Consider the following 19,246-nt stretch of genomic DNA (forward strand, 5'->3'; position numbering starts at 1 on the left):
CTGTGGCAGTCGCACCAGTCCCGTTCTGTTCACGGTCGTTTCACCCAATTCATTGCGATTTCGTTGCGGCATTCATGGACGCGAACGAGAGGTGCTGAGGACGTTGGAGGCGGATGCGGGGCTGGGACGACTAAGATCTTCGTCGCCGGTGGAGGGCTGTTTCCAAATGCCTGTTTCCGAGTGAACAACGGGAAGCCGGCCGCAGAATCTTGATCTCACTGGGAACGTCTGGTCTGAACTAACGCCAGCATGACGGAGAACACCTTGATCTAGCGCAACGAATGCAAGCACTCTGCATCGCCGATGCGTTGCGGCAACGACGTAGAAATGGATGGGAACGTTCAAAAGTGGATCGGCGATGAAACACACGATCCTATGGACCTCGCGGCATGCCGTGCATGGTGAAAGTGCCGCTGCACACTCGCTCGTCGAGTTGGACGGAAGGCCGAACATCAAGGTGCCCCTCAGTCTAGACGATCCGGATCCAACGGCCTCCTTCACGTCCGCCGATGGATGCCACCGCAGCAGTCGTTCTGAATCTCATTCCGTCCGTAGTGGCTGTGCCTCCCGGCTTTTTTCGATCTGCCGGCACTGACACCCTATCAAACGCCCCTAACGAGGTGACCTTTGGCCCGCGTGCCCAGCGGCCCCGTCCAACTCGTGCGTCGTCATGGCGGCGCCAGCGACCCGCCTACTGCTTCGTCCCGGGGTTCTGTTCCATCAGCCTTGACCAGTGCGTTCCATCGAACTGCAGAAGCTGCAGCCTTTCGAATATTCGATAGTTCGCGGGCGACGTGTTCGCCGTGATACCAGGCAACAGCATCGGCACCCTTACATCGCTGAGGTTGGAAGCGATCCGAATGAGATTCTCGCGCGACAGATCGTCGCCTGCGGTCGACAGAACATGCGTGAGCAAGCCGGCAGAAACATAGGCAAGAACATTGAGATCATCGGTCGGATCGCCACCCGGGTAGTATTTCCTGATCCAGGCGAGATAGTCCTTGTATTCGGGGTCGTCCGCCCACGCCGGATCGGACGGCGTTTTCACAAATCCCGTCGAGATCAGGCCTGCGAGTTCGCCGGGACTTCCACCTGGCGAAAGCACCTTCGGCGACGAGACAGCGTAGGGCAAGAACTGGATCGGCTTCCAGCCGAGTTCGCGCACGCGCTGAATCGCTTGAGCGGTGAACTTTCCAAGGCTGAAGTTCATGAGAATGTCGGCGTTCGAGGCTCGTAGCGTTACGATCTGCGACGAAATCATCGGCTCAGTGACCTCGTACGCCGCTTGCGCAACAATCATCTTGTCGGCCACGTCGCCCAATGCGGCCTTGAACGCCGAGACATAGGTACGGCCGTAGTCGTCATTCTGGAAAAGGATCGCAATCCTGGCGTTTGGCAGCCGCTGCAAAATGTGCCTGGCGAAAACCGCGGCCTCTACCCCGTAGTTCGGCACGCCGGGTACCGTGTAGGGATAGGTCTTCGGATCGCTGAAGGTATCCGCCCCCGTGGCCAGGAACAGTTGCGGCACGCGCTTGGCGTTCAAATACCGTTGCGTAGCCCGATTTGTCGCAGTGCCAAGTGATCCGAAGATCAAGAGTGCTTCGTCCTGCTCAATGAGGCGGCGCGTCTGCTCGACCGTCTTCGGCGGAGAAAAGGCGTCGTCAAGGCTCAAGAGGCGCACCTTACGACCGTTGATGCCCCCTCTCTCATTGATCATATCGAAATATGCTGCATGAGCTTTTCCAACCGTTCCTCCAGAACTCACGGGCCCGCTGTAGGGCATGGTCTGGCCAACGACGATCTCCCCTTTTGCGGGCTGCTCCGCAGCATGGGCACCGGTTGCCGCAAACACCCACAACAGCGCTGCGCCGACTGTTTTGCCAAACATGAGAGACCTTCCTCATCAAACTGGAGCTATACGCCGAGAAATCGGAGAGGCTTCGTTGCACTTGCGGTGGGCTCGGACCAGCATCGCTGCAATGGTGCTTTTCGACGTCAGCGAGTGTCGCGCTGCCGTGCTGCGAACACTCGTCTATCGGGCACCCACCTGGCTTTGACCGAGCGCCGCCGAAGCAGTATCGGCTGGCCGCATCAGGCTCCGGAACTCATCGCCGCTCATGATTTCCCGCCCCAGACCAGCGACCATGGTGCGCACGATCTCGAAAATCTCGGCATTGCTTTGAATGAGCTCGTCGCGGTGGGGCCACTTCCAGACGGTATCCTCGGAACCCACGCGCACATGATGCCCCATCAACAATGCGAGATTGGCGAGGTAGAGGCTGGCACGACCTCCTGCGCAGGCGACAATCGTCGCACCGGGATCGACATGGGTGATGAGTCGCGTGATCCGAAGATAACCGTCGATCATGCTCTGCGGGTCGTACATGGGGCTGCACCCCGGCAATCCCGGCACCACAAGCCAGGTGAGCGGCCCAGAAACCAACCCGGAATCGATCAGAAAACGCCGGGCATTATCAACATCCGCGTCAGTGTAGACGGCGATCTGGGGCGTGAGCCCGGCTTCGAGCACCAACCGCGTCTTCTCGAGGATCGCGTGCGGCGGCTTAACAAACAAATTGTCGCCGAGAATGATCGCCGTCGTATTCACCGGCACGGCGTCGATCAGGCCGGTCTTGAGCATCTTCCTGAGATCATCGCACTCCTCGCCGTTGACGGCGACAAGACAGGCATCGAATGCAACGCTTGGGTGTTTCGCCCGCAATTCCGCAAGGACGTCGCTGAAGCCCGATTCCGACAGGACGTTGTAGCCCCGCTGGTCGCGCGCGTGAACGTGAATGATTTGAGCCCCCCGCTCGATGCACGCCTCGGCCGAAGCAATGATTTCATTCGCCGAGTGTGCCTGGCTGGGGTTCTCGCGCTTAGTAAAGAATGCACCATTGATCGCCGTGGAGACGATCGCCTTTTGTGGCACCCGCCAGCGAGGCATCTGCTCCGCATCCGAAAACGCCGACGAAGCGACGCTCATGATCGCCGGGTACCCGTAAGGCCGCCAGTAGGTGGAGATGTTCTCCCGCTCGACCCATTTTTCGACGACCGGCCATTTCACGGTGTTCTTCATGGAACCTAGCCTCTTGGGATGCGGCATTGACGATAGAGCGATATATCTTTCATAACTAGACCTATTGTCAATCAGCTCATTGACGCAGCATCGTGAATTCGCACAAATAGCCAAAAATGCCAATCTATCTCCAATTTACGATTACTTGGCTTCCTGCGACCGGATTGCGAACCTGTCTCTTTACTGAACTTATGAGAATTAAGGGATAGGCCAACGCCGGGCAGACGTGCGGCGGTCTCGGCTTCGGCAGTGCGCACAAGTGCGCGACGACACGGAAGCGCTGAACCGTTCGGGAGTGCGTTCATTATGCAGGTATTGACTTCGACGAGCTCGACGTCGGCAGGCGGCCCGCGTTCAGGTCGGGCGCGTGACGGTCACATCCCAGGCCCGCAACGTCGCTCGGCACGAGGCGCAAACGAAACGAGCCTCGGTGACGGCTTCGCAGCAATGTATCATGATCTGAGGGGGTCCCTTGCTGCCCGCCAGCCATCGATCGGCCCAATCGATCAGACTATGCAGCATGGGGTAGATGTCTTCGCCGCGAGGGGTAATGCGATAAACAACGCGCCGACCGTTCGGTTCTGCTTCCACGAGATCGAGCGCAATCAACTTCTTCAATCGAGACGAGAGGATGTTCGAGGATATGCCGAGCGTATCCTTGATGTCCGAATAGGAACTCGTTCCCTGGAACAGGCTGAACAGCACCAGATTGCTCCAGCGATCCCCGACGATGCTGGTCGCAACGAGATCATCGGGCCGTCCGGACGAACCTTTCAAGAAGGCGCTCTCGTTCTCCCGGGAATGCCTCGGACCGGGCGGCGGGTCCATTCCGCGCTCTGGCGAGTCTATCAAGGTTACATCGCGGCGGACGACGGGCTTGTCACACTGTCGACAGATGAACTCGGCCCTGAGCGCGCTGCCGCACGGCCGATGGTACAAGGTGTCGGGCAGGAAAAGCTGCCTGTCACTCCACCGCCGGTGCCAGACCCACACCGAGACAATGAAGTTATAGAGATCCAGGCCCTTGGGCGTCAGATGGTACTCCTGGATCAACGTTCGATGTCGGACCGCCTTGCGAAATAGAACCTGGTTGTCGGCAAGCGCGGCCAGCCTCAGCATCAGCGTCTGCCGGGGGATCTGGAGGCTATCGTGAAATTCGTGGAAGCGCCGGCGCCCCTGGAACGCCTCTTTGAGGATCAGGATTGTCCAGGCGTCGCCGACGATCTCAAGGGCCCTCACGAGCGAGCTGGCGGGAATGCCCTGGGCTGAGCTTTTCTTCCGTTTCGAGTTGGCCACAGACACCCAAGGCAACGTTCGGGAAATGAATCGGCTAGGTTATTCCTTTCATAAAGGCCTTTTGCGATGGCGGATCAAGCCCTAGTTCGCGGAGAATTTCCGGCGTGTGAGCACCCAGATGCGGCGCGCTGGCGCGCACGCCTGCGGCGCTGCGGGAGAGTCGCACGGGCGGCTGAACCAGCAACGCTTGATGGACACCGCCGACCACCGGAAGGCGAGTCCATAGGCGCATCGCCTCCATGTCCGGATCCTTCAAGGCTTTGGCAGGGCTGTTCACTGGCGCGCAGGGAAGCCCAGCGGCGCGAAACTCGGACAAGCAATGATCTGTGGTGCGGGCCGAGCAGAACGCTACCATATGAGCGTTCAGTGCGTCCGAGTTTCGTCCCCTTTGCTCGTCCGTTGCGAAGCGTTGGTCATCCAACCAATCCAGCCGGCCCACCAGCTTGGCGCAGCGGCGAAACATCGACTTGCCGATCACCTGCAACAGAACGTTGCCATCTCGGGTCTGGTAGATGTCGGCCGGGCCCGCAAGTTGTGACCGATTGGCTGTTCCGACCCGCCCGACTCCAAGGCTGTCCTCCTCGATCAGGTTGGAAGCCATCGCGAAGACCGAAGTATGGATGAGCGAAGCATCCACAATCTGTCCTCTGCCCGTTCTGTCTCGATCGCGAAGCGCAGCCATGATCCCGAAGGCAGAAAAGGCGGCGGTCATGTGGTCGACCCAATGGCAATAGCTCTTGCGCGGTTCACCAGCCTCGCCGCTCAAATACGCCGCTCCAGACATGGCTTGGCCAATCCCATCGAAGCCCGGCAGATCGGAAAGGCGATTGTTTCGGCCATAGGCCGTGCAGATCGAAAGAATGACGCGCGGGTTGAGCTGTGAAATGCGCTCATACTCCAGACCCATCGCCGAGAGCGTCGCGGGCGGCGCGTTCACGACTACGACGTCCGCCGTACCGAGGAGCCGATCGAGCGCGGCGCGGTTGTCGTGATCGAAAGGGTCGAGGGCAAGAGAGCGCTTGTTGCGATTGACCTGCCAGTACGCCGCACCGCCAGGCCACCCCTCGCCCATCGGCTGAACGAAGCGATCGGCATTCCCCTCCGGCTTCTCGACCCTGATGACATCAGCTCCGAAATCGGCCAGCAACGCGGCACACAGTGGTCCCGCAATGAACTGCCCGAAATCCAGAACCCGAACTCCCCGGAGGGGTGGGTCGCTCCCCTCAGCAGATTCCGTCGAGATCACTCGAAAATGTCCTTGCCGTCGATCCAGGTCGTATGGAAGCCGATCGAGATGCGGTGCGGGATCTTCACCTTCGCGACCGGCCCACGGCTGATGTCGGCGGCGTCGAATACCAGACATGCCGAAGACCAGTCGTTGGTGTCCGTTACGAACGTTACCGGGTAAGCTTCGGTCTCCGCCGTCGCCGCGGTTGCGCCACGACGTGGCGCGACAGGAGCTTCGTTTCCGTAGACGCCATCACCGTAGTCGTAGCGCTGCATGGAGCCCGTCTCGAGATCGTAGCGAACCAACGCGTCGAAGGTCTGGGACTGCCCCGAGGTGTGGCCTTCGACAGGAAGCGGAATGACCTGATTGAACGAGTATCTGGACCGCCGTCCCAGATAGTTGAAGTTCACAGTCGGGAATTCAGTATTCAAGTCATCGATAGGCCCCTCGCGAACCTCCCCTGTCTTCATGTTGAACGACCATTTGTACATCTCATGCAGCCGTCGGCGCTGCGCGAGCATCGAGGCCAACTCCCGATCCTTGGGATCACGGGCATAGCCAGGGTTCGATTGCCGGCATCCGATCTGGTGAACCCAGTCCCCCTCTTCCCAGCAATTCACCAAATGGAGGATGTAACACGGCTCGGCTTCGAACCAGCGGATCTCGTGCGACTGCCCACGGCGCGGGATGACGCCGAAACGTGCCGGTATGTCGGCGTGGAAGCGCACCATCCGCTTCCCGTGTTTCTTCAGGACCTCGATATCGTGGAAGAACGGCAGGTCATGCAGGATCGCATGACGCTCCGTCAGCCCGAGATCGTGAGGTGACCGCGGTCCGGGAATGTCGATTGGAACGTCGTGCACCAATTGTCCGGTCGGGCTACCCACGCCGTACCTCATGTAGGGAGCCGTGTCGGAGTAGGTGAAGAAGTACAAATGACCGTCGCTAGGATCGACCTTCGAATGCGCAGACAGCGTATGCGCCAGTGAGCCGCCGAATGTCTCCTTGCCAACCGTCTCCAACGTCGTTGGATTGATCTCGTAGGGATCGCCGGCCATGTGCCAAAGTGACAACAGCTTGCCCGCATAGAAAATCACGTCCGTGTTCGATACGTCCTTGATCGGCGAGCCCGGAAGCTTGAAATTGTAGGGACCCGCTATCCCGGGCCAGATGCTGCGCTGGGCGATATCCTCCACCACGAATGCCTCGTTGCGAATCCAGCGTTGCCGGAAGGAGGCTTTTCCGTCACGGAAGTAGATCGCGCGCAGCATCGCGTCGCCGTCGTAGTAGTGATACTTATTGACGGGAGCGAACCGCTGGGAAGGACCATTGAGCACGTACGCGCCGTAAAGGTCCTTGGGCAACTCGCCCTCGACTTCAAGCGAATCCGCATCGTATTCCCGCAGCGTCGGCGCGAAGGCGCCGTGCAGATAGGGATGATCGGCGCCCCAGATCCAGTCGGGGGCGTCCGGCGGCGGCTTGCCGTCCGCAGACAGCATGCGCACGTTGGCTTGGGTAATGAGAAGGTCCTGAACGCCTTGGGCCGCGTGAGCCTGCATATTCATGGCAATTCTCCGTTCATGCCGATTTCTTGGGTTCGACGTTGGTGATTGAGCGGTCCGCGATCATCCGGGCGAGCTCGCGCCTCAAAACCTTTGCCAACGCGTTGCGCGGCAACGCTTCGAGGTATTCGACGCGCTCCGGCCATTTGAACCGTGCAAGGCCTGCCTGCTCACATACTCCTGCGATCTCGGCGAGCGGGACAAGCCTTCCGGCCCTCGGAACGACGAAAGCACACACACGCTCGCCAAGCCGCTCGTCCGGCATCGCGACGACGGCGGCCTCCCTGACGTCCGGATGCGTCGAAATCACCGCGTCCAGCTCGGCCGGCGCGATCTTCATGCCGCCGCGCACGATCAATTCCTTCGAGCGGCCGACGAAACGGAGATATCCGGCCTTGCCGTTCTCCTCGACGATCTCGAACAGATCTCCCGTGGCGAAATAGCCGTCCGCATCAAAGCCGCGCCGATCAAGCTCGCCGCTCTGCCAATATCCGGGGAAAACGGCCGGGCCTCTTATACGCATTTCGCCGACCTCTCCGGCCGTGCTGATGATGTTGCCGGCCTCGGAGACCAGGCGAAAGCGTCCGGCGTTTGCGGTCAGCCCCTCGGCGGTCCATGTCTCGTCGCCGTCACGCGGAAATACGCGCGCGCGGAGACAGGGATCCTGTACCGCGGCGGGATGCGAGCACAGATTTACGCCCTCGTTCGACCCGAAGATATTGATCACAGGCACCCCGAATCGTTCTTCGAACTTTCGCACCACGGACGGGTCTGGCGGTGCGGATCCGGTGCCAACCGCACGAAGCCCGCGCAACGCGTCGGGCCGATCGCTATCGAGCAGGGACGACATCAGCGCGGGCGCAACGACCGTGTACGCTACCCGTTCGCAAGCGATCTGCTGCAGAAATACGTCGAGATTGAAAGGATGATGAAGCACCAAGCTCCCCGCGGAGCCGAGCCAGATCATCATCAGTCCGCCGATCGCAGCGGCATTGACGAACGGGAACGGCGCCAGGATCGCGTCGCCTGGGGCGACGGCAGCCAATGACGTGACGGACGTGGCGCTGGAGAGCCAGTTCTTATGAGTCTTGGGTACGCCTTTGGGCACGCCCTCGGTGCCCGAAGTCCAGCAAATGGAAAACAGCGAGTCGGCGCTCGGCCGCTCCGCGACGATGAGACCAGCTTCCCCGTCGGAGTAGCGAGACAGATCAACGATGCGATCCGGCAGATTGCTCCCAAAGCCGAACAGCTTGCCGCCGAAAGGCACGTTCTCCCTGAACTCACGCAGCAACTCGAGCCCGGCAGCCCTGACGACCGAGCAAAACCCCTTGGGTTTCAGAACCTCGACAATCTTCCGAAGCTCGCCGTGGCGATATTGGATCGGAACTGGACTGATCACGATTCCGGTCTTCGCCGCCGCCAGATAGAGCGCGACCAGTTCGTGGACGTTCGGCATCTGTACGAGGAGAATATCTCCACAGCGCAAACCTGCCGAGAGAAGCGCGATCGAGACACGATCGACCAATCCCAAGAATTCGCCATAGGTCAGGCGCGAGGCCGCGCCGAACGCAAACGTCGACCGGTTAGGAGGATCAACGATTGCGGTCCTACCCGGAGCAGCCTCCACATTCGACGCGAACCGGTCGTAGATGGTCTGCGATCGCCACAGACCACGTTCGCGAAATTCTGCGACCAGTGCTGGCGGGAAATGACCGGTCATACGGCTACGCTCCCAGCCGCGATCTCGGCAAGCGCGGCGCGATATTCCCGATCGAGCCGATCTACGATCTGCGCGACTGGCTCAATCTCACGGATCGTGCCAACGCCTTGGCCCGCGGACCAAATCCCCTTCCAGGGCTTGACCTCGGCCCCCTCCAGGCCGGTGAAGTTCATCTTTGCCTTGCTGCTCGCCACCGTTTCAAGGTCGAGTCCCTGAGCCACAATGCTCGGGATCAGCATGTTGGCGCGCGCTCCCGTGAAGGCGCGCGTGACAATCAAATCCTCAGCCGAACTCCTGACCAGCATCTGTTGGTGGCCTTGGTCGGTTCTGCTCTCCGATGCCGCCATGAAGGATGTGCCGATATAGGCGAAGTCGGCCCCCAGGGCCCGCGCCGCCAGTACAGCCCGGCCGCTCGAGATTCCTCCGGCCAGCGCGATGTATCCCGGAAAGAAACTGCGCACTTCTTCGACGAATGCGTTGTTGCAGAGGTCGCCGGTATGCCCGCCCGCCCCCGCGCAAACCAGAACGAGCCCGTCGACACCGGCCGCGGCAGCTTTTCGCGCGTAGGCGACGGAGTTGACGTCTGCGAAAACTAGACCGCCATAGGAATGCACGACTTCCACCGCCGGGCGAGGTCCGCCCAACGCCGTAATCACGATCGGCGGCTGAAACGCTTCCGTCAGCTTGAGGTCTTCCGGCAGCCGCTTGTTGGTCGAATGCGTCACCAGATTCAAGGCCCAGGGCAGCTCCGGCCGATGACTCAGGCCGGATTTGATCACCTCGAGAATTTCGCGCAATTCAGCGGCATTTCTGGCGTTCGGTGCCGGCAATGAGCCGACGATGCCCGCTTCGCAGCAGCCCAACAGGAGTTCCGGCCCGGAAACCAAAAACATCGGGGCTGCGAACACCGGGAGACGGAGACGCTGAAGGGCAAATCTGGCGTCCGGTATCCTGAGCATGCACCTATCCATTTGCCACGCGTTGACCTCGACCAATTGATTGCATAACTGAACTTCTAATGCAATAAGCTCCAGATGCATCCTGGACAGGAACATGAAATGGTCTCGTCGCAAGTAACTTCCCACCCAATCGTCCTGCTTTCCGGCCTGAACACGACGCCAGCAGTTTGGGATGGTGTTGTCCGGAGTCTTCCGAGGGAACTCGACGTCCGAACCCCAAATCTGCCGGCACTCGACGACGTCGACGCCATCGCGGGCGTGCTGCTCGAGGAGATGCCGCCGCAATTCCACCTTTGCGGATATTCGTTCGGCGGCTACGTCGCACTCGCCCTGCTCGCGCTTTGTCCGCAACGGTTTCGGAGCCTGCTCTTGCTGAGCAGTACGCCGGAAGGCGACACGGATCAGCAGAAGCAGCTTCGACACTCTCTGATCGGAAAACTTCAGGCAGGCGAGCACGACGCGATCATCGACAATCAGGCAAGATGGATGCTTCATCCGAACAACGCTGAACGGCCCGAAATCTCCCGAATCTGGTTCAATGAAGCCCGCAGTTACGGTTCAGCGTCCCTGATCGCCCATCTGAGGGCGTGCATCTCGCGTCCCAACCGGCTCGATCTGCTTCGGGAAACGCCAGTACCTGTGGCGATCGTCACGGGAGCCGGCGATCAGCTGTTTCCCGGCGCGAGACAGCAGAAGCTGGCCGACGCGGTCGGTGCTCGCTTATTCCGGACCGTTCCTGACGCCGCACACGGATTGCCGTTCGAACAGCCCATCGAAGTCGCTGAAATCGTCGCGGATTGGACGCATCGCATCGATGCAGGTCTTTGCGGAAGTCAACCGGCGTGACGTCGCGCACGACCGCCGCGGCCGCGGGAGATGATTCTGCGGTCGACGCGAGCCCCTCGGGACGATCACGAGAGCCGAAGCGAGCCCCCCGCTGATCGAGGTTGATCGAGGTTGGCGATCGACACATCTGCGGGTCCTTCCGAAGGCTGCAAATTGGCGACTAACCGTTTTGCGATCAGCAGCATCAGGATCGCGGTCGCGAGGAGACCGCTCAAGAGGAGAAAGCCCCACTCGAAACTGTGATACGTGTCCTTGAGATGGCCAATCAATGTAGGCGTTGCGGCGCCTCCCAGGCTTCCGATCATGCTGATGAACGCGATCGTTCCGGGCGCTGTCGACCGGGACAAATAAGTCTGCGGGATCGACCAGAAGACCGGCATTCCCGACAGAACACCAACGCTCGCGATCGTAAACCCGATTATGATGTACGTTGGAGCAGTAGCTTGCGCGACGATGACGAACCCGATCATCGCGGCGAGCAGCGCTGCGATCAAGGTATTGAACCGCTCCTTCCTCTTGTCCGAGAACCGCGCCACCGCGATGATTGCCATCAGGCTCACCGCAGCCGGGACCGCCGACAGCAAGCCGATCTGAGTGTTGGGTGTCCCGTACGCCTTCAGTATCTGGGGCATCCAAGAGAATAGATTCGCGTTGGCGGCGAACAACGCGAAATAAGCGACGCAGAGAGAGAGTACGGATGGAGACATAGCCGCCTTCAGCAGACCGAAGCTGATCTTCGCGGTCTTTCTTTGCTCCTGCTCAAGGTTATCGCTGAGCCACCTCTTCTCCTCGCTGCTCAACCATTTTGCGTCGTTCGGTTTGTTCGGAAGGGTCCAGTACGCGCAAAGACCGAGCAGAATGGTCGGCAACCCTTCGACAATGAAAAGCCACTGCCAACCTCGCAAATTGAATGTCCCATCCAGCGCCAGAAGAGGGACCGAGATCAGCGAAGACACCAGATACGAAATCGGCACGGCATAACTGATCATCGCGTTACTTTGCGCGCGATGCGCCGCGGGAAGCCAGAAGGTGAGATAGAGCATTATTCCGGGGAAGAGCCCGGCTTCGCCTGCGCCAAGCAGAGCCCGGAAGGAGAAGAAGCTGATTGGCCCCACCACGGCCGCCATTCCGATGGTCGCCAGTCCCCACATGAAAGCGATGCGGCTGAGGGTCAGTCGCGCACCCCATCGGTCGAGCGCGAGATTGCTCGGTATCTCAATGAGCCCATACGCTGCGTAGAAGATGCCGATGCCTGCACCAAACATGGCCGACGTTAGGCCCAGGTCGTGGTTCATCTGCAGCGCAGCGAACGCGATATTGTTGCGGTCGATGATGGCCATGAAGTAGAGGCCAAGTAGAATCCATAGGACGTGTCGTAGAAATTTTCGGGCTATGGCATCGCCAAACCGATGTTCGTCGGACATGAATTCGTTTCCCTTCCCTCGTTTCTCGTCCCATTGCGGCGCGGCGGACGAAGCAACCGGTTTATTATTTTGTCCTTTTGGACAAAATAACTTACTCCGAGTTCGGAGACAACACCCATGCGGCGAAATATCGCCACGCGCGAGCAGCACGGCTCTCCCTACCGCTTGGTCACGGTGGTTCTTATTGGAGCAGAGACGGTCGAGCGGCCGGCTTAAGGAAAGGAGCCCACGGCTCCTTGAAGCTGGGCCGGATATTGTAGGGAAAGGCTACCGTTTGCGCGCCTTTCGCGACGCGGGAGTTTTACGAAGACCGCTTGCCGAAGGCCGAACCGAGCGTTTGCTCAAAGCTCCGGCTCCGCCTTGCGGACCGGCAGGAGCATCCCGGAAGAACAGCGAACAGCAAATAGTCACGTGCCGTTCGACGAAACTCGGCGAGAACGGCGATTGCCCCATGACGATCTCCGCTTCCGCCGCCTGCATGAAAATACGGGTAACGGCGCCGATGAACAGATAGAGGAGATGATCGGGATCGCCCTCAACGTATCGTCCCGCGCGCTGTGCCGACCGGATCAGCTTGGCAACGGACCGGAAGAATGTGCCGGTACGGTTCTCCACGATCCAGCGCAACCTGTCGGTAGACCGATCGCCTTCGTTAGCCATCAGCCAATGGAAGTCGGCATTGACGGCGGCAAACCTGACGAAGTCTTCCTGGATCAGTCGAAGCTTGGCAACGTCATCCAACCCGTCCATAGCGGACATTCGCGCCTGCCACTGGGCCGTGAAGTTCGATCCTGCGGCCGTCATGACGGCCTTCCACAGTCCTTCCTTGCTCTTGAAATGATAGATCACCAATGGATGTTGGACGTTGGCTTTGGCTGCAATGGTACGCGTAGAAGTCCCCTCAAATCCAAGCTCCGCGAACTCGGAATACGCGACTTTCAGGATGCGCTCGCGAGTATCGGCCGACCTCTGTTGTCGTCGCCGCTTCTTGACGTACTCCGAGGTCTTTTCCTCGAACATCTTGGTGTCGGTCGAATCTGTTCCCATAAAGCTCAATCTGCGGTTGGTCGTCTCCTCGTGTACGCTGTTTACGATGATGCTCAAAAAATTGAAAGCGAAAGGCCCCTTATCGACACGGCTTCCGAGACGCCGAAGTCGCGCGGGATCGGCGATTGGTCTCTATATCGCGCTTCGAGACACCGCTTAGCGGCTGTGCAGCCGGGCAAAAAGCGACTTAATGTCGAAAGCGCTATCGGCCGCCTGCTTGGGCGTGATCGAGACGCCCTCACCGATCAGGCGCCTAGCGGCCAAATGATCGCCGGGGCGATTTACCGTCTCAACACAGCGTAGAATGCCGGATTTGAACGAGAAAACGGAAAAACTTCGCGATGCCGGCGCTCCTCGGAGGACGGATGAATCGCAATCTCCGACAAGCCCGGCCATCTGCAGTTTCAGGTCGCCCTGATCGCTCCAGAACCACGGAAGACTCGCATAGCTGGCTGTTCTCCCTACCAGCTTCCGCGCCACGACACGTGCTTGGTCTACGGCGTTCTGAACTGATTCGAGTCTCGTCGTATCCGCAGCGAACGAATTGAAACGCAACGCGCAGTCCCCGATGGCCGATATCGTCTCGTCGCTGCTGGTTAGGCCGACGTCGACGCTGATGCCATTGCGACAATCGAGACCCGCTTCCCGCGCGATCTCGTCGAGAGCAAGCGTTCCGATTCCCACAAGTACAAGGTCAGCAGGCAGCCTGCGACCTTCCGACAGGACCACGCCGGTGACTCTTCCTCGATCACCTTCGATCCTCTCGACTTGGCACCCAAAATGAATCGTGCAGCCAAAGTCGCCATGGGCCTGCCTGAAGAAGTTCGAGATATTCTCTGAGACCGCCCTAGCCATAACGCGGGAAGCCGACTCGACCACATGAACCTGCGCGCCGGCCTTGACCGCCGTGGCAGCGAATTCGAGACCAATGAACCCTGCTCCGATGACGACGACTTGAGCCGCCGAGGACAAGTGCTCTCGGATCAGGCACGCATCATCGAGGTTTCTCAGCCTCAACACGCCATCGAGTTCTGCGCCCGGCAACGGAATATCGCGCACCCTTGAGCCTGTAGCGATGATCAGATGCCGGTAGCTCAATCGCCCACCCGACCGAAGGACGACCTCTCTTTGCGCCCGATCGATTGCTTCGACGGCCTCCCCCAGAGCGAGCTCGATTCGCTGGTCCGTGTAGAAGGCGGGGCCACGGAGCAGCAACGCGTCCCCCATTTTCTCCTTGGTCATGAACGCCTTCGACAAGGGAGGCCGCTGATATGGCAGGTGTTCCTCCCCGCTAAGCAGAAGTATCCGGTCGTTGAAGCCTTCTTCCCGCAGCGATGCAGCGGCCTGCACTCCTGCGTGGCCCGCGCCGATGATGACTACAGGGGCGTCAGCGCGCATTCCGTCGTCCTCGATCTGCCCTGACGAACTATCGCGACGACCGACTTTGCAGAGAATGGTAGCGCAGCTGCTCTCGCGCCTTGTCCAAGCGCATTCCGCCGAGCACAGCCTCCCGAATCTTGGCCTCCGAGTCGGCGATTTGCCTGGCGACCCGGACGATCTCCTCCAACCTCTCGGCAGGGAGCACCAGGACGCCGTCTGCGTCCCCTACAATCCAGTCCCCCGGCGCGACGCGTGTCCCCGAAAGCTGGACGGGAGTGTTGTACGAGACCGCAGCGACACGATCCTTTCCCGTCCGCATCGTGTTCGCCCGCGCGAAGATCGGGTAGCTGACTTCGATGCTACGGCCGATATCCCGGCAAACACCGTCGATGACAGTTCCACCGATTTTGCGCCGATCGGCAACCATCGTGAGGATGTCCCCCCAGACTGTGGCGTCCAGACGGCCATTGTTATCGATGACGACGACCTGTCCAGGTTCGACGTCATCGATATAATCACCGACGGAAGCACCCGTTGTGCCGACTGGCAGCATCTGAATTGTGAATGCGCGACCAGCAAGGCTCATCGAACGGTCGAACGGCATGATACCGAGGCATTGCCCTTCGATACCGAGACGGTCCAATGCATCGGAAAGTGTCGTAACGCCAATAGCCTTGAGGGTCGCAGAGGTTTCAGTCGACATATTAGCGCTCCTTCTTCAGCATGTTCTCGTATGCAGCGCTCATAACCTCATCGATCGGATCGCCGCGATTGATCGCCGTAGCCATCGCCTGTTCGCGCTGATAGATAACTTCGGCCGTTCGAATGACCTCTTCGGCCCGTCGCCGGCTGACGAAGACGACCCCACTGCCGTCGGCCAGCACGAGATCACCGGGCATCACGTCCACGGAGCCGAAACTGATCGCCTCCTGGAAGGAATGCTCTGCGACTCTGCCTCGGGCGGTCACCGGAACCGCCGCCTTCGCGAATATTGGCAGCCCCAATTCCCGGCTCTCGTCGATATCGCGACAGGCCCCATCAACCAGCACGGCAGCGACACCCTTTCGCACGGCGCCACGACTGAGCAATCCGCCCCAGCCAGAGACGTCCGTGCGCCCGCAATGTTCGACGACGATGATGTCCCCGGCTTCGGCCGCCATAATGGCGCCCGCACCTAGATGCCTTGTCGAAGCTCCCCCGAGCGGGGCGCCAAGCTTGACCGTGACCACTCGACCCGCCACCTTCGCGGGCCCGGTCAACGGGCCGATACCGATCACAGCGCCAGGTAAACCGAGCCTATCTAGCGCGTCGGAGACCGAACACGCGTCCAGCGTACCTAGTCTTACGATATGGTCGCTCATTGCACCTCCTTGCTTGCAATCACTAAGCGACCGCGGTCGCGTCGCACTGCACGAGCATGTTCGACGGCAGGTGATCGTTTTGGAACGTATGACGCGCCGGGCGGGAAGTCGGATCCGGGAAAGCAAGCAGCCAATGCTTGTTGACTGCGGCGCGCGCTTCGGGCGCTTTAACGTATACCGTCATCTTGACGACCTGCTCCATGGTCGCGCCGGCGGCCGCTATGATCCGTGTGAGGTTGTGAAACATGAGTTCCGCCTGTTTCTCAACATCGTCCGGGATCTTGCCGGTCGCAGGATCGAGTCCGTAGATTCCCCCGGTCATCACGATATTGCCGACGCGGGAGGCAGCGGGGATTGGCTGCGCCCCGTGACTGAACCCTTCGACCTGAATGCTTTTCCGTACGCTCATGGTGTCTCCTGCCGGTAGGGTTGTTTAGACGTCGAGGCGCGAAAAGAACTTCCTTGCGTTGTGTTCGAACACTCCCTTTTTCTCCTCCGCACCGATGGTTTCGATCGACTCGATGACAGGCTTGAGGTCGTCGTAGGCCCTCTTGGACTGCGGATCGATCCCCCCGCCACTGCCTGGCCGTTCCGTTCCGAACATGCATCGATCCGCCCCAACGACGTCGAACAGAAGTTCGAGAGACTTTCTGTTATGGACGACCGTGTCGAACCAGAACCGCTTCAGAGAAGCATCAAAGCTCTCGGTGTCCTTCGGCAGACGACCTGCGGCGATCGCCATCTGCCTATTCGACCGCCAACGACCGACCTGATACGGCACTGAACCGCCGCCATGGCTTACAAGCAGTTTCAGCGATGGAAACCGTTGAAACACGTCCGACCGCGTGATCGAAGTAATAGCGAGGCTCTCTTCGGTGATGAAGTGCTCGTCGTAGGTCTCACGACCGCAGCAAGCGCAACTGTGAATGTGTGCCGGGATATCGTGTCGGCAGAGAAACTCGTAGAGCGGGAACCAGTATGGATCCGCGAGAGTCGGGGATCTTCCGGTGCCTTCGGATGGGTCCGGATTCAGCAGAACGCCGACGAATCCGAGATCGTCGATGCACCGCTTGATTTCGTCGAACATCGCCTCGACGGGAGCTCCAACCGCCTGCGGGAGCCCCCCGACGCCACGAAATCGCTTCGGGTGCATCCTTACCGTACGGGCGATCACGTTGTTGTTGTCCTCGGCCCAGGTGACGACGTCTTCCCAGCGGTTTTCGCCGTGCACCATCATAAAAGGACGGGGCGATATGATCTGTAGATCGGTGCCGACTCCATCCATGATCGAAACGTTCTGCGCCGCCGATTTCTCAAGATCGGCATCCGAAATCGAAGCGGGATACTTTCCGTATTGGCCGCGAGCAACGACGAGATTGCTCCTGTGGGCGTAAAGTGTCGGCGGTGCGACGAGATGTGCGTGGGCGTCGATGATCATCTGAATGCTTCTCCGTTTGCTCGAACGCGTTTCCTAGAGATCGTAGACATCGACAGTGAGAGCGCCGTCTCTTATGCGGGAAATTATGGCCGCCTCCTTTTCCTCACGTACGAGAGATGCCGGAATCGCGAATCTCGCCTGATCCGGCGTAAGCACGACGACTCCGTCGGCATCCCCGAAGACGAGATCCCCTCTGGCGATCTCGACATCGCCGATTGTTACGGGTTCACCAATCGCCCCATCGCCATTGCGATCCTTCACGGTGCCGCGAATATTGACGCAGGCGGAGAACGTCGGCAGCCCCAACGTACGCAATGCCAGCGTGTCTCGTACGCCGCCGTTGATGACGATGCCCGCCAACCCGCGCGTGGCCGCGGAAGTCGCCATGATCTCTCCCCAGTAGCCAAATTCGATGCCGTCACCGGCCGATACGACAAGAACGTCGCCCGGCTCCGCGACAGCAAGCGCGCGGTGGATCCACAGATTATCGCCAGCAGGCGTACGTACCGGGAATGCGGGGCCGCAGACGCGCATTTCCGGCTCGATCGGCTTTATCGCGCTCGGAAGCGCGCCCAGCCTGCCGACGCTTTCGTGAAGAGTAGCGGACGAGAGCCAAAGAGCCTTCCTTAGGAGCTGCGGGTCGATCACACCGCTTCTCCCGCTTTCCGCGGGTTTTTGACCGGTCATGCAGAGGCGCTCCCTCGAATTTTTATATATACCACGTGGTCTATATAATTGTTCGCGTCGATAGACAAGCGAGCTTTTCGGGCGTCCCAGCCATGCCGAGGATTGCCAAACGCGGCACCTCACTATATTGTCCACGTGGTCAATTTATAAGAAGCGATCGATTACGAGGAGATCGAAATGGCCGAGGTCGTATTTAGCTTCGCGGCGTCGCATACGCCGATGCTCACGCTCGAAGGCAAGCGCTGGACGGAACGGGCCAGAGACGACCTCAAGAACCAGAGGCTCAATCTTTCCGATGGCCGCTTCATAAGTTACGACGAGTTGGCCAGGGAGAACGGCGCGCCCTACGTCGACGTCGCTACGGAGGAGAATTTCCTCGAGATCGAAAGGGCTTCGCAGAAGGCCCTCGATAAGATCGCCGATCGACTCGAGCAGGCCAATCCCGATGTAGTTATTATCGTGGGCGACGATCAGGCCGAGCTGTTCAGTCTCGCCAACATACCCGCCATGTCGATCTTCTACGGCGAAGAGATCCTTACCCACGAAAGGCATCTGACGACGCAAACACCAAGCTGGGTAAGCGCGGTAGTGAAAGGGTATGCAATGGACGCCGTCCATGCCTTCCCGGGGCATCCGGAACTCGCCCTCGAATTGATACGCGGTCTAATCGACAAGGATGTCGATATCGGCGCGGCCGCCAAGGTAGATGATCCCCTCAAGGCCGGGTTCGGCCATGCTTACGGGTTCATCATTGAACGATTGTTCAAAGGCCGCGCTATTCCCGTCGTCCCAATCCTGCTCAACACTTACTATCCGCCCAACGCTCCCACGGCGCGACGATGCTATGATGTGGGCCGAGCTTTGACGGAAACCATCGCGGCCAGCAAGAGCAATTTGCGCGTCGCGGTGGCGGCGAGCGGAGGGCTCAGTCATTTCGTGGTGGACGAGGCGCTCGATCGCAATATCCTTCAGGCGATCAAGCAAAAAGACGTCCAGACTCTAAAGGCTCTGTCCCGCAACCAACTGAACTCGGGATCGTCGGAAATTCTGAATTGGATCATGGTCGCGGGCATGTCGGAGAAGCTCGCCAACGATTGGAGCGAGTACTATCCGGCATACCGGACGCCCGCGGGCACCGGAACGGGCATTGGATTCGCGACCTGGTCCTAGGCCAGAGCCAAAACTGATACTCAAAGGCGGTCGGGCGGCGTCCAGTCGA

General features: G+C 59.7%; 17 protein-coding genes. 2 read left to right on the forward strand and 15 right to left on the reverse strand.

Annotation, left to right across the window (positions count from 1 at the left end):
• Positions 1-691: 691 nt before the first annotated feature.
• The 7 genes from JJE66_RS27200 to JJE66_RS27230 form a co-directional block, all read right to left on the reverse strand.
• Complete coding sequence (locus JJE66_RS27200) at positions 692-1,888, reverse strand: ABC transporter substrate-binding protein (protein WP_200517528.1); 1,197 nt, start codon at positions 1,886-1,888, stop codon at positions 692-694.
• A 144-nt stretch (positions 1,889-2,032) separates the two neighbouring features.
• A complete protein-coding gene (locus JJE66_RS27205) occupies positions 2,033-3,079 on the reverse strand; it encodes a 3-keto-5-aminohexanoate cleavage protein (protein WP_246756543.1) in 1,047 nt (348 codons plus the stop codon).
• Positions 3,080-3,433: 354 nt separating this feature from the next.
• Positions 3,434-4,375, reverse strand: a complete 942-nt coding sequence (locus tag JJE66_RS27210; protein WP_200517529.1) for a helix-turn-helix domain-containing protein — start codon at positions 4,373-4,375, stop codon at positions 3,434-3,436.
• A gap of 34 nt (positions 4,376-4,409) precedes the next feature.
• Positions 4,410-5,621 carry a CaiB/BaiF CoA-transferase family protein gene (locus JJE66_RS27215; RefSeq protein ID WP_200517530.1) on the reverse strand — a complete coding sequence of 404 codons (1,212 nt, stop codon included), beginning with the start codon at positions 5,619-5,621 and terminating at the stop codon, positions 4,410-4,412.
• Entirely contained in the window at positions 5,618-7,168 is a 1,551-nt protein-coding gene (locus JJE66_RS27220; RefSeq protein ID WP_200517531.1) for a carotenoid oxygenase family protein, read from the reverse strand. The genes JJE66_RS27215 and JJE66_RS27220 overlap by 4 nt, the downstream gene beginning before the upstream one ends.
• 13 nt (positions 7,169-7,181) lie before the next feature.
• Positions 7,182-8,885, reverse strand: a complete 1,704-nt coding sequence (locus tag JJE66_RS27225; RefSeq protein ID WP_200517532.1) for a class I adenylate-forming enzyme family protein — start codon at positions 8,883-8,885, stop codon at positions 7,182-7,184.
• Positions 8,882-9,940, reverse strand: a complete 1,059-nt coding sequence (locus JJE66_RS27230) for a nitronate monooxygenase family protein (protein ID WP_246756545.1) — start codon at positions 9,938-9,940, stop codon at positions 8,882-8,884. The genes JJE66_RS27225 and JJE66_RS27230 overlap by 4 nt, the downstream gene beginning before the upstream one ends.
• A gap of 3 nt (positions 9,941-9,943) precedes the next feature.
• On the opposite strand from JJE66_RS27230, the gene JJE66_RS27235 reads away from it, so the two are divergent.
• A complete protein-coding gene (locus JJE66_RS27235; protein ID WP_200517533.1) occupies positions 9,944-10,690 on the forward strand; it encodes an alpha/beta fold hydrolase in 747 nt (248 codons plus the stop codon).
• Positions 10,691-10,755: 65 nt separating this feature from the next.
• Here the strand turns inward: JJE66_RS27235 and JJE66_RS27240 are convergent, their stop codons facing one another.
• The 8 genes from JJE66_RS27240 to JJE66_RS27275 form a co-directional block, all read right to left on the reverse strand.
• Entirely contained in the window at positions 10,756-12,114 is a 1,359-nt protein-coding gene (locus JJE66_RS27240) for an MFS transporter (protein ID WP_200517534.1), read from the reverse strand.
• Between the two features lie 267 nt (positions 12,115-12,381).
• Positions 12,382-13,218, reverse strand: a complete 837-nt coding sequence (locus JJE66_RS27245; protein ID WP_200517535.1) for a TetR/AcrR family transcriptional regulator — start codon at positions 13,216-13,218, stop codon at positions 12,382-12,384.
• 99 nt (positions 13,219-13,317) lie between these two features.
• Complete coding sequence (locus tag JJE66_RS27250) at positions 13,318-14,559, reverse strand: NAD(P)/FAD-dependent oxidoreductase (RefSeq protein ID WP_200517536.1); 1,242 nt, start codon at positions 14,557-14,559, stop codon at positions 13,318-13,320.
• A gap of 28 nt (positions 14,560-14,587) precedes the next feature.
• Positions 14,588-15,244, reverse strand: coding sequence for an RraA family protein (locus JJE66_RS27255; RefSeq protein WP_200517537.1), 657 nt, complete (start codon positions 15,242-15,244; stop codon positions 14,588-14,590).
• Position 15,245: 1 nt separating this feature from the next.
• On the reverse strand, positions 15,246-15,902 hold the full coding sequence (locus tag JJE66_RS27260) for an RraA family protein (protein ID WP_200517538.1): 657 nt from the start codon (positions 15,900-15,902) through the stop codon (positions 15,246-15,248).
• Between the two features lie 22 nt (positions 15,903-15,924).
• Entirely contained in the window at positions 15,925-16,311 is a 387-nt protein-coding gene (locus JJE66_RS27265; RefSeq protein WP_200517539.1) for a RidA family protein, read from the reverse strand.
• A gap of 24 nt (positions 16,312-16,335) precedes the next feature.
• The gene (locus tag JJE66_RS27270) at positions 16,336-17,340 is read right to left on the reverse strand and encodes an amidohydrolase family protein (RefSeq protein ID WP_200517540.1); all 1,005 of its coding nucleotides are present in this window, start codon (positions 17,338-17,340) and stop codon (positions 16,336-16,338) included.
• Positions 17,341-17,373: 33 nt separating this feature from the next.
• A complete protein-coding gene (locus tag JJE66_RS27275; RefSeq protein WP_200517541.1) occupies positions 17,374-18,027 on the reverse strand; it encodes an RraA family protein in 654 nt (217 codons plus the stop codon).
• Positions 18,028-18,204: 177 nt separating this feature from the next.
• On the opposite strand from JJE66_RS27275, the gene JJE66_RS27280 reads away from it, so the two are divergent.
• Complete coding sequence (locus tag JJE66_RS27280; protein WP_200517542.1) at positions 18,205-19,197, forward strand: hypothetical protein; 993 nt, start codon at positions 18,205-18,207, stop codon at positions 19,195-19,197.
• Positions 19,198-19,246 lie beyond the last annotated feature (49 nt).

The sequence above is a fragment of the Bradyrhizobium diazoefficiens genome, from assembly GCF_016612535.1.
GTDB classification, from domain to species: domain Bacteria; phylum Pseudomonadota; class Alphaproteobacteria; order Rhizobiales; family Xanthobacteraceae; genus Bradyrhizobium; species Bradyrhizobium diazoefficiens_C.

Bases quoted from the DNA above. Each gene is read 5' to 3' on its own strand.
- JJE66_RS27225 (WP_200517532.1), bottom strand. From the start codon at position 8,885: ATGACCGGTCATTTCCCGCCAGCACTGGTCGCAGAATTTCGCGAACGT.
- JJE66_RS27275 (WP_200517541.1), bottom strand. From the start codon at position 18,027: ATGACCGGTCAAAAACCCGCGGAAAGCGGGAGAAGCGGTGTGATCGAC.
- JJE66_RS27270 (WP_200517540.1), bottom strand. From the start codon at position 17,340: ATGATCATCGACGCCCACGCACATCTCGTCGCACCGCCGACACTTTAC.
- JJE66_RS27205 (WP_246756543.1), bottom strand. From the start codon at position 3,079: ATGAAGAACACCGTGAAATGGCCGGTCGTCGAAAAATGGGTCGAGCGG.
- JJE66_RS27200 (WP_200517528.1), bottom strand. From the start codon at position 1,888: ATGTTTGGCAAAACAGTCGGCGCAGCGCTGTTGTGGGTGTTTGCGGCA.
- JJE66_RS27220 (WP_200517531.1), bottom strand. From the start codon at position 7,168: ATGAATATGCAGGCTCACGCGGCCCAAGGCGTTCAGGACCTTCTCATT.
- JJE66_RS27255 (WP_200517537.1), bottom strand. From the start codon at position 15,244: ATGTCGACTGAAACCTCTGCGACCCTCAAGGCTATTGGCGTTACGACA.
- JJE66_RS27240 (WP_200517534.1), bottom strand. From the start codon at position 12,114: ATGTCCGACGAACATCGGTTTGGCGATGCCATAGCCCGAAAATTTCTA.
- JJE66_RS27235 (WP_200517533.1), top strand. From the start codon at position 9,944: ATGGTCTCGTCGCAAGTAACTTCCCACCCAATCGTCCTGCTTTCCGGC.
- JJE66_RS27230 (WP_246756545.1), bottom strand. From the start codon at position 9,940: ATGTTCCTGTCCAGGATGCATCTGGAGCTTATTGCATTAGAAGTTCAG.
- JJE66_RS27265 (WP_200517539.1), bottom strand. From the start codon at position 16,311: ATGAGCGTACGGAAAAGCATTCAGGTCGAAGGGTTCAGTCACGGGGCG.
- JJE66_RS27260 (WP_200517538.1), bottom strand. From the start codon at position 15,902: ATGAGCGACCATATCGTAAGACTAGGTACGCTGGACGCGTGTTCGGTC.
- JJE66_RS27250 (WP_200517536.1), bottom strand. From the start codon at position 14,559: ATGCGCGCTGACGCCCCTGTAGTCATCATCGGCGCGGGCCACGCAGGA.
- JJE66_RS27280 (WP_200517542.1), top strand. From the start codon at position 18,205: ATGGCCGAGGTCGTATTTAGCTTCGCGGCGTCGCATACGCCGATGCTC.